This window comes from Sphingobium sp. FG11 (assembly GCF_057809915.1).
Genome location: NZ_JBMDKW010000008.1, coordinates 90,856 through 104,901 on the forward strand (window position 1 = coordinate 90,856; position 14,046 = coordinate 104,901).

The 14,046-nt window shown below is 65.1% G+C and carries 9 protein-coding genes; all 9 read right to left on the bottom strand.

What is annotated here, in order from left to right; genetic code table 11:
- Positions 1 to 45: 45 nt before the first annotated feature.
- The 9 genes from rpoB to hflK all read right to left on the bottom strand — a co-directional run bounded on the left by rpoB (position 46) and on the right by hflK (position 14,032).
- The gene (gene rpoB / locus ACODSN_RS09130; protein WP_489054794.1) at positions 46 to 4,212 is read right to left on the bottom strand and encodes a DNA-directed RNA polymerase subunit beta; all 4,167 of its coding nucleotides are present in this window, start codon (positions 4,210 to 4,212) and stop codon (positions 46 to 48) included.
- A 310-nt stretch (positions 4,213 to 4,522) separates the two neighbouring features.
- Positions 4,523 to 5,845 (bottom strand): cell wall hydrolase, encoded by a 1,323-nt coding sequence (locus ACODSN_RS09135; protein WP_489054795.1) that lies wholly within the window; start codon positions 5,843 to 5,845, stop codon positions 4,523 to 4,525.
- 27 nt (positions 5,846 to 5,872) lie between these two features.
- Entirely contained in the window at positions 5,873 to 6,802 is a 930-nt protein-coding gene (gene cysK / locus ACODSN_RS09140; protein ID WP_489054797.1) for a cysteine synthase A, read from the bottom strand.
- Entirely contained in the window at positions 6,799 to 8,100 is a 1,302-nt protein-coding gene (locus tag ACODSN_RS09145; RefSeq protein ID WP_489054798.1) for an MFS transporter, read from the bottom strand. The genes cysK and ACODSN_RS09145 overlap by 4 nt, the downstream gene beginning before the upstream one ends.
- Positions 8,101 to 8,210: 110 nt before the next feature.
- Positions 8,211 to 8,621 carry a hypothetical protein gene (locus tag ACODSN_RS09150; RefSeq protein ID WP_489054800.1) on the bottom strand — a complete coding sequence of 137 codons (411 nt, stop codon included), beginning with the start codon at positions 8,619 to 8,621 and terminating at the stop codon, positions 8,211 to 8,213.
- 64 nt (positions 8,622 to 8,685) lie between these two features.
- The gene (locus ACODSN_RS09155; RefSeq protein ID WP_489054802.1) at positions 8,686 to 10,317 is read right to left on the bottom strand and encodes a helicase HerA-like domain-containing protein; all 1,632 of its coding nucleotides are present in this window, start codon (positions 10,315 to 10,317) and stop codon (positions 8,686 to 8,688) included.
- A gap of 82 nt (positions 10,318 to 10,399) precedes the next feature.
- The gene (locus ACODSN_RS09160) at positions 10,400 to 11,911 is read right to left on the bottom strand and encodes a Do family serine endopeptidase (protein ID WP_489054803.1); all 1,512 of its coding nucleotides are present in this window, start codon (positions 11,909 to 11,911) and stop codon (positions 10,400 to 10,402) included.
- A 139-nt stretch (positions 11,912 to 12,050) separates the two neighbouring features.
- Positions 12,051 to 12,896, bottom strand: a complete 846-nt coding sequence (hflC, locus tag ACODSN_RS09165; RefSeq protein WP_489054805.1) for a protease modulator HflC — start codon at positions 12,894 to 12,896, stop codon at positions 12,051 to 12,053.
- The gene (gene hflK / locus ACODSN_RS09170; protein ID WP_489054807.1) at positions 12,893 to 14,032 is read right to left on the bottom strand and encodes an FtsH protease activity modulator HflK; all 1,140 of its coding nucleotides are present in this window, start codon (positions 14,030 to 14,032) and stop codon (positions 12,893 to 12,895) included. The genes hflC and hflK overlap by 4 nt, the downstream gene beginning before the upstream one ends.
- Positions 14,033 to 14,046: the final 14 nt, after the last annotated feature.

Below are 14,046 nucleotides of genomic sequence, written 5' to 3' on the forward strand. Positions count from 1 at the left end.
TTTCGGACGGAGGGAGGGGCGCCGCCGAAGCGACGCCCGCATTCCTTATTCCGCCGCCGCCGCGAAGCCGCCGTCTTCCTCGGGAATTTCGTCCAGCGAGGTGAGTTCGACGTTGAGGCCGAGCGAGCGCATTTCCTTGACGAGCACGTTGAAGCTTTCGGGAATGCCGGCCTCGAACGTGTCGTCGCCCTTGACGATCGCCTCATAGACCTTGGTGCGGCCGACCACGTCGTCCGATTTCACCGTCAGCATTTCCTGAAGCGTGTAGGCGGCGCCGTAAGCCTGCAAGGCCCAGACCTCCATTTCCCCGAAGCGCTGACCACCGAACTGCGCCTTGCCACCCAGCGGCTGCTGCGTGACGAGCGAGTAGGGACCGATCGAACGGGCGTGGATCTTGTCGTCGACAAGGTGATGGAGCTTCAGCATGTAGATGATGCCCACCGTGACCTTGCGGTCGAACTTGTCGCCGGTGCGGCCATCATACAGGTCGCTCTGACCCGATGTGTGCAGCCCCGCCAGTTCCAGCATCGCCGACACGTCGGCTTCGCGCGCACCGTCGAACACGGGGGTGCCCATCGGCACGCCGCGCTCCAGATGCTCGGCCAGATCGACGATCTGCTCGGCCGAACGGCCCTCGATCTGCGCCGCATATTGCTCGCCATAGATGCTGAGCAGCCGATCCTTGACCGCGTCGGGCATCGCGCCCGCCTGCGGCGTCGGATTGGCCTCGCGCCAGTCCTCCAGCGCATGCTTGAGCTGCTGTCCAAGGCCGCGCGCGGCCCAGCCGAGATGCGTTTCGAAGATCTGCCCGACGTTCATGCGGCTTGGCACGCCCAGCGGGTTGAGCACGATGTCGACATGGGTGCCGTCTTCCAGGAACGGCATGTCCTCGACCGGCAGGATGCGGCTGATGACGCCCTTGTTGCCGTGACGGCCGGCCATCTTGTCGCCCGGTTGCAGCTTGCGCTTCACCGCGACGAACACCTTGACCATCTTGAGCACGCCCGGCGGCAGTTCGTCGCCGCGTTGCAGCTTGTCGACGCGATCCTCGAACTTGTCGACGATCGACTTCACCGCTTCGTCATATTGCGCCTTGACCGCTTCCAGATCGCTCTGGACCTTGTCGTCGGCGACCGCGAACTTCCACCATTCATGGCGTTCGACCTCGGCGAGCAGCGCCTCGTCGATCTCGCCGCCCTTCTTCACGCCCTTGGGCGCGGCGGTCGAGGTCTGGCCGATCAGCATGTCGGCCAGACGGTTGAAGGTCGCCCGGTTCAAAATGCCGCGTTCGTCCTCGCGATCCTTGGCGAGACGGTCGATTTCCTCCCGCTCGATCGCCATGGCGCGCTCGTCCTTGTCGATGCCGTGGCGGTTGAACACGCGCACTTCGACGACCGTGCCCGCAACGCCCGGCGGCAGACGCAGCGAGGTGTCGCGCACGTCGGACGCCTTTTCACCGAAGATCGCGCGGAGCAGCTTTTCTTCCGGCGTCATCGGCGATTCACCCTTGGGGGTGATCTTGCCGCACAGGATGTCGCCCGGCTCCACTTCGGCGCCGATATAGACGATGCCCGCCTCGTCGAGGTTGCGCAGTGCTTCCTCGCCGACATTGGGAATGTCGCGGGTGATGTCCTCCGGCCCCAGCTTGGTGTCGCGGGCCATGACCTCGAACTCCTCGATATGGATCGAGGTGAAGACGTCATCCTTCACGATCCGCTCGGAGATCAGGATGGAATCCTCATAGTTGTAGCCGTTCCAGGGCATGAACGCGACGAGCGTGTTGCGGCCCAGCGCCAGTTCGCCGAACTCGGTCGACGGGCCATCGGCGATGACGTCGCCGGCTTCGATCAGATCGCCGACCTTCACCAGCGGACGCTGGTTGATGCAGGTGTCCTGGTTCGAACGCTGGAACTTCTGGAGCGTGTAGATGTCGACGCCCGACTGGCCGGCTTCGATATCGCCGGTCACGCGGATGACGATGCGGGTCGCATCGACCTGGTCGATGATGCCCGCCCGCTTGGCGGCGATCGCGGCGCCGGAGTCACGGGCGACCGTGCCTTCCATGCCGGTGCCGACGAACGGCGCCTCAGCCTGAACGAGCGGCACCGCCTGGCGCTGCATGTTCGATCCCATGAGCGCGCGGTTGGCGTCATCGTTTTCCAGGAACGGAATGAGCGAAGCCGCGACCGACACCAGCTGCTTGGGGCTGACGTCCATCAGGGTGATGTGGTCCTTGGGCGCCATCAGGAATTCGCCGGCTTCGCGCGCGGAGATCAGGTCTTCCGCCAGCTTGCCTTCGGCCGTCAGCTCCGCGTTCGCCTGCGCGATCGTGTGCTTGGCCTCTTCCATCGCCGACAGATAGACGACGTCATTGGTGACGACGCCATCGATCACCTTGCGGTAGGGCGTTTCGATGAAGCCATATTTGTTGACCCGGCTGAAGGTCGCGAGGCTGTTGATCAGGCCGATGTTCGGGCCTTCGGGCGTTTCGATCGGGCAGATGCGGCCATAATGGGTCGGGTGAACGTCGCGGACTTCGAAGCCCGCGCGCTCGCGGGTCAGACCACCCGGCCCGAGCGCCGACACGCGGCGCTTGTGGGTGACTTCCGACAGCGGATTGGTCTGATCCATGAACTGCGAGAGCTGCGAGGAACCGAAGAACTCGCGCACGGCGGCCACGGCGGGCTTGGCGTTGATGAGATCGTTCGGCATCACCGTCGACACGTCCACGCTCGACATGCGCTCCTTGACCGCACGCTCCATGCGCAGCAGCCCGACGCGATACTGGTTTTCCAGTAGCTCGCCGACCGAACGCACGCGGCGATTGCCGAGATTGTCGATATCGTCGATCTCGCCCTTGCCGTCTTTCAGGTTCACCAGTTCCTTGACCACGGCGAGGATATCCTCGACGCGCAGCGTGGTGACGGTGTCCTCGGCATCAAGGTCGAGGCGCATGTTCAGCTTGACGCGGCCGACGGCCGACAGGTCATAGCGCTCGGGATCGAAGAACAGGCCGCCGAACAGCGATTCCGCCGTTTCCTTCGTCGGCGGCTCACCGGGGCGCATGACGCGATAGATGTCGGACAGGGCCTGGTCGCGGTCCTCGGCCTTGTCGGCCTTGAGCGTATTGCGAATCCATGGGCCGGTGCCGACATGGTCGATGTCGAGCAGCTCGATATGATCGATGCCCGCCTTGTCGAGCTTTTCGAGGTTCTCAGGGGACACTTCGTCGCCCGCCTCGATATAGATTTCGCCCGTGCTCTCGTTGATGAGGTCGAACGCGCTGTAGCGACCGTAGATTTCTTCGGTCGGGATCAGCAGCTTTTCGAGGCCGTCCTTTTCCGCCTTGTTGGCGGCGCGCGGCGAAATCTTGGTGCCGGCGGGGAAGATCACTTCGCCCGACTTGGCGTCGACGATGTCGAAGGCGGGCTTCAGGCCACGCCAGGCTTCGGCGAGATAAGGGATCTGCCAGCCGCCTTCGCCGCGGACATAGACCACCTTGTTGTAGAAATGGCCGAGAATATCTTCGGCGGTCAGGCCGAGCGCGTAGAGCAACGCCGTGACCGGCAGCTTGCGCTTGCGGTCGATGCGGACATTGACGATGTCCTTGGCATCGAATTCGAAATCGAGCCACGAACCGCGATACGGAATGACCCGCGCGGCGAACAGATATTTGCCCGATGAGTGCGTCTTGCCACGGTCATGGTCGAACAGGACGCCCGGCGAACGGTGCATCTGGCTGACGATGACGCGCTCGGTGCCGTTGACGATGAAGGTGCCGTTGCCCGTCATCAGGGGCATGTCGCCCATGTAGACGTCCTGCTCCTTAATATCGAGGACCGAACGGGTTTCGGTGTCCTGATCGACTTCGAACACGATGAGGCGCAGTGTCACGCGCATCGGCGCGGCGTAGGTGATGCCGCGCTGACGGCATTCCTCGGTATCGTATTTCGGGTCTTCCAGCTCATAATGGACGAAGTCCATTTCGGCGGTGCCGGCGAAATCGCGGATCGGGAATACGCTGCGCAGCGTCTTTTCGAGACCCGACACATAGCCGATCGACGGGTCGGACCGCAGGAACTGTTCATAGCTCTCCCGCTGCACCTCGATCAGGTTCGGCATCTGCACCACTTCGTGGATGTCGCCGAACACCTTGCGAATGCGCTTTTTGGCGCCGGTGTTGCTGATGGTGAGGGGAGCTTTGGTCGCCATGCGTATCCTGCCTTTGTTCGTCACGTTTTTTCCGCATCGCAGCGAAAATTCAGCCTGCCATGGGCGCTTTGAAGCTTGATTCGCTCCATCGCATCCACGCAAAAAAGTGCGGGTCGGGACTGTCCGATCCGCACTGCCAGCGCTTTTTGAACCCGCCGAAACCGCCCTATACTGCCGGAAACCGCCGCTAATCGGCTCCGGTCCCCGGGCGATCCGGAGACGATCCGTTCATCGCGCGAGGCGACGTCAGGACCGGATTTGAGATTGCGATATAGGAGATTTGCGGCGGCTTGTGAAGGGCCGATCCTATTTATCTGCCCGCCGAGAGAGGCGGCTCGATGGGTGCTATTTTCACCGTCTCGAACCGTTCCCGTCGCCTGACTCCCCGCAGTTCGGGCACAGCCGCGCTCGCCGGGGCGGCGCTGGGCATGCGCTGGCGCATGCATTCGGAGGGGTTGGCGCGCGGAGACTGGGCGCAATTCCATAAGGCGCGCTGCAACCCGCTGGCGACATTGTGAATATAGGCAAAGGCCATCGTAGCCAGTTGCGCATCGGCGAGTGGCAGGCCGGTCGGGGCGCTGCCAGCGCGCCACGCCATGATCCGGCATTCGGGCCGTCCCGCGCAGAAGGTCTGCGCCATCGCTGGCCAGTGGTCGGGCGCGGTCGCCCGGCTCAGCTCGACCATGAAGGCGCGCGCGCCCGGCGCGATCGCGATCAGGCGGGCACCGCCGATGGTCGTGCCGATGGCGTCCGCGCCGATCGCCTGCTGGGGCCGCGCGGCCATTGCGGCAGCGGCGCTCGCCATCGTCGTGGGCGTCACGACCGGGGGCGCATCAGCCGGGGCGCGGTGCACCGTCGACAGGCGCGCGATCCGCCCGATGATCGGTTCGGTCCCGTCATCCGATCCGCGAAACGCCGCAGGCGTGCCCCACCAGCCGCGCCAGCGGAAGAAGAGATGTGTGCCGACCGCCGCGACCTTGTCGAGGCTGCTGCTCCAGTAGGGCACGACCCAGTCGGTGTGATAATGAGTGGCGTAGCCGACCGGCGGGAATACCTGACCGGACAGCGCGGCCTGCGCGATCGTGCGCGCCCGGTCCCACGCTCCGGGGGAAGGTGTTCGGGCGAGCGCGCCATCGCAACTAAAGGTGAACTGGCACCCGGTCGCGCGTTCCTGTCCCTGAAACACGACGCCGCACACCGTCTTGGGAAAGGCGGGGTGGCGCACCCGGTTCAGCACGACCTGAGCGACCGCTTTCTGCCCCACGGCATAGTCGCCCGCTTCGTAGAGTTGCGCAGCGGCGAGGCAGTCGGTCGCCCGCGCGCGATCGGTTCCCGACCCCATGAAGCGGAACGGGCGAGCGGCTGCGACCGCGCCTTTAAGGAAGGGGATCGCCGCGTTGAACGCGCGCGCCCGATCGACGTCGAGCGCATAGACGCGCACCGGCTCCACCGCCGGCGGAGGCGTCGCCGGGCGGTGAGTCAGGGCCGCCGCTACCGGAGGGAAGGGAGCCGCCGAGCGCCGCGCCGTTCCACTTTCCCATGACGCGACAAGCCCCGGCAGGCCGATGAACAGCGCTACCCACAGCAGCCCCACGGCGGGATGCAGCCGGATATCGGACGGATCGTCGCTCATGCGGAGCGCGGCACGCGCTCGCCCCGTTTATTCCGGCAGGAAATCGGGCACCGACAGATAGCGTTCGCCAGTATCATAGTTGAACCCCAGAACCCGGCTGCCCGCCGGCAGTTCCTTCAGCTTCTGATGAATGGCCGCGAGGGTCGCACCCGAGGATATGCCGACGAGCATCCCTTCCTCGCTCGCCGCGCGCCGGGCATAATCCTTGGCGTCGGCGGGATCGACCTGGATCACGCCATCCAGCAACTGGGTGTGGAGGTTGGCCGGGATAAAGCCCGCGCCGATGCCCTGGATCGGATGCGGGCCGGGCTGGCCGCCGCTGATGACATGCGACAGGGTGGGTTCCACCGCATAGACTTTGAGGTTGGGCCAAAGCTGTTTGAGCACTTGCGCCGCGCCGGTGATATGGCCGCCCGTGCCGACCCCCGTAATGAGCGCGTCGATGGGCGCGTCGGCGAAGTCGGCGGCGATCTCCTGCGCCGTCGTCCTGACATGCACGTCGATATTGGCGGGATTTTCGAACTGCTGCGGCATCCAGCTATCCGGCGTTTTCGCGACCAGTTCCAGCGCGCGCTCGATCGCGCCCTTCATGCCCTTTTCGCGCGGGGTCAGGTCGAACGACGCGCCATAGGCCAGCATCAGCCGCCGCCGTTCCAGAGACATGCTCTCTGGCATGACGAGGATGAGCTTATACCCCTTGACCGCAGCGACCATGGCGAGACCCACGCCGGTGTTGCCCGATGTCGGCTCGATGATCGTGCCGCCGGGCTTGAGATCGCCCGAGGCCTCCGCCGCCTCGATCATGGCGAGCGCGATCCGGTCCTTGATCGACCCGCCCGGATTGGCGCGCTCCGACTTGATCCACACTTCGGTGCCGTCTGGCGCATCGCTGAACAGCCGCTTGATGCGGATGTGCGGCGTGTTGCCGATGGTTTCCAATATGCTGTCAGCTTTCATGGCGTCTCTCCTGGCTGAGGTTCATGTGCCTTCATGTCGGGCGGATCGAAGGTGCGCGCAAGCCGCAATTCGGGAAAGAGTCGCGCCCAGACGAGGGTGATGATGATCGCGCCGATGCCGCCGCCGATCACCGCCGCGACCGGGCCGACCAGTGCCGCGAGAAAGCCCGACTCCGCTTCGCCCAGTTCGTTGGAGGCGGAGATGGTGAGTTGCGACAGGCTCGACACCCGCCCGCGCATCGCATCGGGCGTGTGCAACTGGATCAGCGACTGCCGGACATAGACCGAAATCATGTCCGCGCCGCCCAATATGACCAGCGCGACGATACCGATTTCGATGGCGATGCTGCGGGGCGCGAAGGCGGTGAGGCCAAAGGCGATCGTCGCCAGCCCGAACAGGATGACTGCCGCCAGCATCTTGACGCCGACATCCCGTTTCATCGGCCGGAAGGAGAACCACAGCGCGGTCAGCCCCGCGCCCACGCCGGGCGAGGCCGCCAGATGGCCCAGCCCCGCTGAACCGACATGCAATATGTCCCGCGCATAGACGGGCAGCAGCGCGGTCGCGCCGGCCAGCAGCACCGCGAACAGATCGAGCGTGATCGTCGCCAGCACCAGCCGGTTGCTGCGGACATAGGTCAGCCCGTCGATCATCTGCCGCACCGGATGGCGGGTCATGTCGCGCGGCGGCTGGGGCACCGGCCCGATGAAGAACATGCCGGTCAGCGCGACCGCGAACAGCGCCGACGCCAGCGCATAGGCGCCCCACGGCGTCGCGGCATAGGCATAGCCGCCCAGCGCCGGGCCGATAATCATGCCGGTCTGCCAGGCGACGCTGGACATGGCGATGGCATTGGGCAGCGCCTCGCGCGGGACCAGATTGGGCGCGAGCGCACTGTAGGCCGGTCCGTTGAAGGCGCGGGCGATACCGACGATCGCGGCGATGCCGAAGATCAGCGGCAGGCTGACCCAGCCTTCATAAGTCGCAAAAGCCAGGATCGCGGCGGCGACCACCAGCAGGCTGAGCGTGATCCGCGTGATCTTGCGCCGGTCGAAATGATCCGCAACCCATCCGGTGACGGGGGTGAGGAAGAAGAGCGGCATGAACTGCGCAAGGCCGATCAGCCCCAATTGCGCCGCAGCGCCCGATGTCCCCATCGTTTCGCGCGCGATATTATAGGCTTGCCACCCCAGCACGATCATCATGCTGTACTGCGCCAGCACCGCCGCCAGCCGCCCGACGAGATAGGCGCGGAAATTGCGGTAGGACAGGGGATGCGAGACGATCGGCGCGTTCATCGGCCCGCTTTAGCGCTGCGCGCGGGTGTCAGGCAACCGCATTGGTAGACAATGGACCGCAACCATTAATTGGGGTGGACATGGCCTGACTTTGCCGATCCGTGCGATGGTCAAGGTTGCAGCTTGATGCCGCTGACCGATCCGTTGCGCACCGAACAGACGAAGGAGACAGGGCCGTGACCGTCGCGCGGATCGACGCCGCCTTCCACTTCCCAGCCGGTGGCCATCGTGCTGGCGCGCGGCGTGCCGACGATTTTCGATCCGCGCCCTGCTTCGGCCAGTGCCTCGCTGGCGCAGGCGCGTCGCGCGCCGGTGGCGCTCCTGATCGGGCCGTAACCGGGGGAGGCATAGGGCTGGCGAGCGGCGTCGCGTTCGGCCTGACGGTCGCGGGACACATCGCTCAGGATCGCGGCATCCGCCGCGCGGCGCAGATCGCGATTGCTCATACTGTCCTGCGCCAGTGCGGGACCGGCGACCAGCACCAGTATAACGGCGCAAGGGACTGTGAAGCGGTTCGGCATGACGAATATCCTCCCTGTGCCGCCTCTTCTGCTCCCCCAGCGCCGGGAAGTCGAGGCCGCCGCCTTATTTGAACAGGCTGCCCAATATCCCGCGCACCAATTGACCGGCAATGCCGCCCGAGGAGGATCTGCGGCTCGATCCGCCGAACACCGCGCGGCCTAGTTCGTTCGCCACCTGCCGGCCGACCGACGATCCGGCGGCGCGAGTCGCTGACTGGACCGCCCGGTCCAGCGCGCTGGGCTTTGCCGCTTCGCGCGCGGCGGTGGCGTCGGCGCGCGCCTTTTCCTTCAGCGCCGCTTCCTGTGCCTTGGCCTCGACCTTGGCCTGCTGCGCGGTGGCTTTGTCTGCCTCATCCTTCGCCTTTGCGGCCTGAGCCGCGGCGGCGGCGGCATTGCCCCGCGCCGCCAATATCTCTTCGGCGGATTCCCGATCCACGGCCAGGTCATATTTGCCGGCGCAGGGCGAGATCGACTGGATGATCGCGCGCTCCTTCGCGTCGAGCGGGCCGAGGCGGGAGCGGGGCGGGGCGATCAGCGTGCGCTCGACGATATCGGGCGATCCATCCTCCGCCAGCAGCGAAACCAGCGCCTCGCCCGTCTTGAGTTCGGTAATCGCGGTTTCGACGTCGAGATCGGGATTGATGCGGAACGTGTCGGCGGCCGCCTTGATCGCTTTCTGGTCGCGCGGGGTGAAGGCGCGCAGGGCGTGCTGGACCCGGTTGCCAAGCTGGCCCGCCACTTCCTGCGGCACATCGATCGGATTTTGCGTCACGAAATAGACGCCGACGCCCTTGGAGCGGATCAGGCGGACGACCTGTTCGATCTTGTCCTGCAAGGCGGGCGGCACATCGTCGAACAGCAGATGGGCTTCGTCGAAGAAAAAGACGAGCACCGGCTTTTCCGGGTCGCCGACTTCCGGCAGCGTCTGGAACAGTTCGGACAACAGCCACAGCAGGAAGGTCGCGTACAGCTTGGGGCTTTGCATCAGCTTGTCGGCGGCGAGGATATTGAGATAGCCGCGCCCTTTCTCGTCCACCTTCAGAAAGTCGTGGATATCGAGCGCCGGTTCGCCAAAGAAATGCGCGCCGCCCTGGCTGTCGAGTTGCAGCAACTGGCGCTGGATCGCGCCGACGCTGGCCTTCGTCACATTGCCATAGCGCGCCGAAAGCGCATCGGCATTTTCCGCGCAATAGGCCAGCATCGCCTGCAAATCGCCGAGGTCGAGCAGCAGCAGCCCTTCCTCATCGGCATATTTGAAGGCGATCGTCAGCACGCCTTCCTGCGTTTCATTCAGGCCCATCAGCCGGGCGAGCAGCAGCGGCCCCATCTCGCTGACGGTGGTGCGGATCGGGTGGCCCTGTTCGCCATACAGGTCCCAGAAGATCGCGGGATTATCGGAATAGCTGTAATTTTCGAGGCCCACCTCTTTCGCGCGGGCCACCAGCTTGTCGGCATTTTTGGCGGTGGGCGAACCGGCCATCGCCGCGCCGGCCAGATCGCCCTTCACGTCGGCGAGGAACACCGGCACGCCCAGCGCCGAAAAGCTTTCGGCAATGCCCTGGAGCGTCACCGTCTTGCCGGTGCCGGTCGCGCCCGCGATCAGGCCATGGCGATTGGCCCGCCGCAGGTTCAGATATTGCGGAACGCCGCCGTTTTTTTCGGGATCGCCAAGGCCGATGAAAATGCCGTCGCTCATATAATCCCCCCTCGCTCTGTCATCCCCGCCTTCGCGGGAATGACAGAATACCAAGATGCCCCGGCCGGACGAAAGCTGCGCTTTACTTATCGCGCAGGCGCACCGGCAGGAAAGTGATAGGCTGGCCGCGCCGCAGCACCTGAAGCAGGACGGCGTTGCGGCCCTGCGCCGCCACCGCCTTGACCGCCGCATCCAGATCCGCCTGGGTTGCGACCGGACGGTTGTTCGCACTGATGATGACATCGCCGCGGCGAAGGCCCTTCGCGCCAGCGTCGGTCGACGAATCCACCGCCGTAATGACGACGCCGCGCGTATCGGCGGCAATGCCGAGCTGGCGGATGATGGCGGGCGTCAGCGGAATGGCGGAAATGCCGATCGACTGCTGCGTCGCCTGTCCGCCCTTCGACGGATCATCCTGCTGCTGGTTGAAATCATCGTCCTGCGACGGCGCGAAGCTGGTCAGTTCGTCCTCGGACGGGCGCTCGCCGACGATCGCGGTCACGGTCTGGCGCTGGCCGCCACGGATCAGGATGATCGGCACGCGCGATCCGATCGGCTGGCTGGCGACGATGGACGAGAGATTCTCGTCGGGCGTCACTTCCTTGCCGCTGACGCTGACGATGACGTCGCCGGGCTTGATCCCCGCCTTGTCCGCGCCCTTGCCCGGTTCCACGCCCTGCACGAATTCGCCGCGATTCTTGGCGAGGCCGAGCGAGTCGGCCAAGTCGTCGCCAAGCGGACTGATTTGGATGCCGAGATAGCCGCGCTTGACCTTCTCGCCCTTGCGCAGCGTGTCGATCACGGGCACCGCCTGTTCTGCGGGAATGGCGAAGCCGATGCCGACATTGCCGCCCGACGGCGACAATATCTGGCTGTTGATGCCGATCACATTGCCGCGCATGTCGAACATCGGGCCACCGCTATTGCCCTGATTGATCGATGCGTCGGTCTGGATGAACTTGTCATATGTACCGCCGGTCGCGCGATGGACCGCCGAGATGATGCCCGCCGTCACCGTGCCCGACAGGGCATAGGGATTGCCGATCGCGACCACCCAGTCGCCGACGCGCGCGCGCGTGCTGTCACCGAATTTGACGAAGGGCAGGGGCTTGGTCGACTGGATTTTCAGCACCGCGAGGTCGGTGGCTGCGTCGCGGCCCACCAGCTTGGCGGGATATTCCTCGCGATTGGTGAGCGTCACCGTGATGCTGTCGACGCTCGCGCCTTCCGCGCCTGCCGACACGACATGATTGTTGGTGACGATATAGCCGTCCGCCGAAATGATGAAGCCCGATCCCAGCGACTGCGCCTGCCGCGTCTGGGGCTTGCCGCCGCCCTGCTGGCCGAACAGGTCGCCAAAGGGCGTGCCCGCGAACGGATTTTGCACCGTCACCCGCTGTTTGGTCGAGATATTGACCACGGCGGGTTGAAGTTTCTCCACCATGTCGGCGAAACTGACGGGCGCGCCATTGGGCGCAGCGGCCTGCATCCCCTCATTCTGCGCCGTCTGGGCGCCGACATTGGAGCTGGTGGTGACGGCGATGGCGGTGCCGCCGAGCAGCAGGGCGCCGGTGATGGCATAAGCGTAACGCACTCGTGACGGTCCTCTCATGAAACTTGGGGAGCGGAAAAGCGGGACTCAGGGTTGAGTTTCGGGCTGAGTTTGGATGCGCCGCCTTGTCTGAACCCATTTTGAATGACGCTGGTTCCGTAATGAATTTTCGCTGGCTCCTTTACCGCCCCTGAAACTGGCGCAGGAACTCGTTGTCCTTCGACAGGATCATGTTTGACTGCCCCTGCCGCTCGGGCGAGAAGGTGTAGCGATAGGACTGCATCGCACGATAGAAATCGTAGAATTGCGGGTCCTTGCCATAGCTTTCCGCATAGATGCGGGCCGCATTCGCGTCCGCCTCCGCCCTGATGATCTGCGCCTGCTTCGCGCCCTGCGCGCGGATGGTGAGCGCTTCCTGCTCGCGCGCGGTGCGCATGCGGGTGAAGGCGCTTTCGAGCGGGGTGCCATCGGGCAGGTCGGCGCGCTTGATCCGCACGTCGACGATTTCCGCACCATATTGGCGGGCGACACGGTCGAGGCCCGCTTCGATATTCTGCATCACTTGTCCGCGCTCGGGGCTGAGCAGCGCGGCGAACGGCCGCTTGCCCAGCTCGTTGCGCAGCGCCGACCCCAGGATCGGGCGCAAGGCCTCGGACACGCGTTCCTCGCTGCCCGCCGCGATATACATGCGCAGCGGATCGACGATGCGATACCGCGCGAAGGCATCGACCTGCAAGCGTAGCTGGTCGGTCGAAAGCACCTGCTGGCGCTCCATTTCCACCGACAGGACCCGCTTGTCGATCCACACCACCTGATCGATGAACGGCCAGCGCAGGATGACCCCTGCGCCGGTCTTGCCGAAACTCTCGTTCGGGCGATAGCGGTTGATGATCTTCTTGGGATCGCCGAAGCGGACGATCACGCCCTGCCGGGTTTCGGGGACGACCGCGACCGTGCTGCCGACCAGGATCAGCAGCGCGATGGCGATCAGCGCGAGTGCGACGGGATGGCGCAGCAACGGCGTCATTGCTGAGCCTCCCCGGTGGTGGTGGGCGAGGCGGAAGCGCCCGCCTGCGGCTGCGCGCGCCGCTTGAGTTCGGGCAGCGGCAGATAGGGCGTCACGCTGCCGCTTTCGACGATCGTCTTGTCGACGTTGGACAATACGCCCTCCATGGTCTCGTAATACATGCGGCGGCGGGTGACTTCGGGCGACAGCTTATACTGCTCATACACCTTGTCGAACGAAGCGGCCTCGCCCTGCGCCTTGGCCGTCACCTGCTGGGCGGCGGCGCGCGCTTCGTTGAGATAGGTCTGCGCCGTCTGCTGCGCCGCCGACACCGCCTTGAACGCGTCGTTGACGGCGGTCGGCGGATCGGCCTGCTTGATGGCGACGCCCTGCACCCGGATGCCCGATTTGTAGCCGTCGAGGATTTCCTGCATCCGCTGTTCGACCTGCTGCTCGATCTCGGTGCGACCCGCGCCCAGTGCGTCGTCCAGGCTGACACTGGCGACGACGGAGCGCATCGCGCTTTCCGCCACTTCGCGAATCGACGCGTCGGGATCGGCGAGCTGGAACAGGTAGAGTTCGGGGCTGCGGATGTTCCAGCGCACCGAATAGGCGAGGTCGATGATGTTCTGGTCGCCGGTCAGCACCAGATTTTCGCTCTCCGCGCTGGCCGATCCGACGTCGATCGTGCGAATTTCCTCGACATCTACCGTTTTGACGGACTCGAACGGCGCGGGAAGGGTCAGGCTGATGCCCGGCGAAAGCGTGCGGCTGTAGCTGCCGAGCATGGTCACGACGCCACGCTCCTGCGGGCCGACGCGGTGGAAACAGGTGAGCGCCAGCCACAGGATCACCAGGATGGCGGCGCCGATCGGCCATAGCGCACGGCCGTCGGGCCGCTGCGGCAGTCCGCCAAAGCCGCCGCCATTGCCGCCGAAGCTTTCCCGGCTGCGGCGTAGCAATTCCTCGATCGCCGACGCGCTCTTTTGCCCCGCGGCGCGGCCCGGCTGGGTCCAGGGATTGCGCGGGCCGCCATCGCCGGGCTTCCCATCGCCACTGCCGCCCGGCCCGTCATTCTTGCCGCCCCAGGGGCCTTGAGCCATGGCGCTTGTCCAACCGCTTAAGATGCCTGGCATCCACCCGAAAATTCTCTTCATCCGGTCTGTATAGG

Excerpts from the sequence above, each read along its gene's own strand:
- rpoB (WP_489054794.1), bottom strand. The coding sequence starts at position 4,212 with ATGGCGACCAAAGCTCCCCTCACCATCAGCAACACCGGCGCCAAAAAG.
- ACODSN_RS09135 (WP_489054795.1), bottom strand. The coding sequence starts at position 5,845 with ATGAGCGACGATCCGTCCGATATCCGGCTGCATCCCGCCGTGGGGCTG.
- cysK (WP_489054797.1), bottom strand. The coding sequence starts at position 6,802 with ATGAAAGCTGACAGCATATTGGAAACCATCGGCAACACGCCGCACATC.
- ACODSN_RS09145 (WP_489054798.1), bottom strand. The coding sequence starts at position 8,100 with ATGAACGCGCCGATCGTCTCGCATCCCCTGTCCTACCGCAATTTCCGC.
- ACODSN_RS09150 (WP_489054800.1), bottom strand. The coding sequence starts at position 8,621 with ATGCCGAACCGCTTCACAGTCCCTTGCGCCGTTATACTGGTGCTGGTC.
- ACODSN_RS09155 (WP_489054802.1), bottom strand. The coding sequence starts at position 10,317 with ATGAGCGACGGCATTTTCATCGGCCTTGGCGATCCCGAAAAAAACGGC.
- hflC (WP_489054805.1), bottom strand. The coding sequence starts at position 12,896 with ATGACGCCGTTGCTGCGCCATCCCGTCGCACTCGCGCTGATCGCCATC.
- hflK (WP_489054807.1), bottom strand. The coding sequence starts at position 14,032 with ATGAAGAGAATTTTCGGGTGGATGCCAGGCATCTTAAGCGGTTGGACA.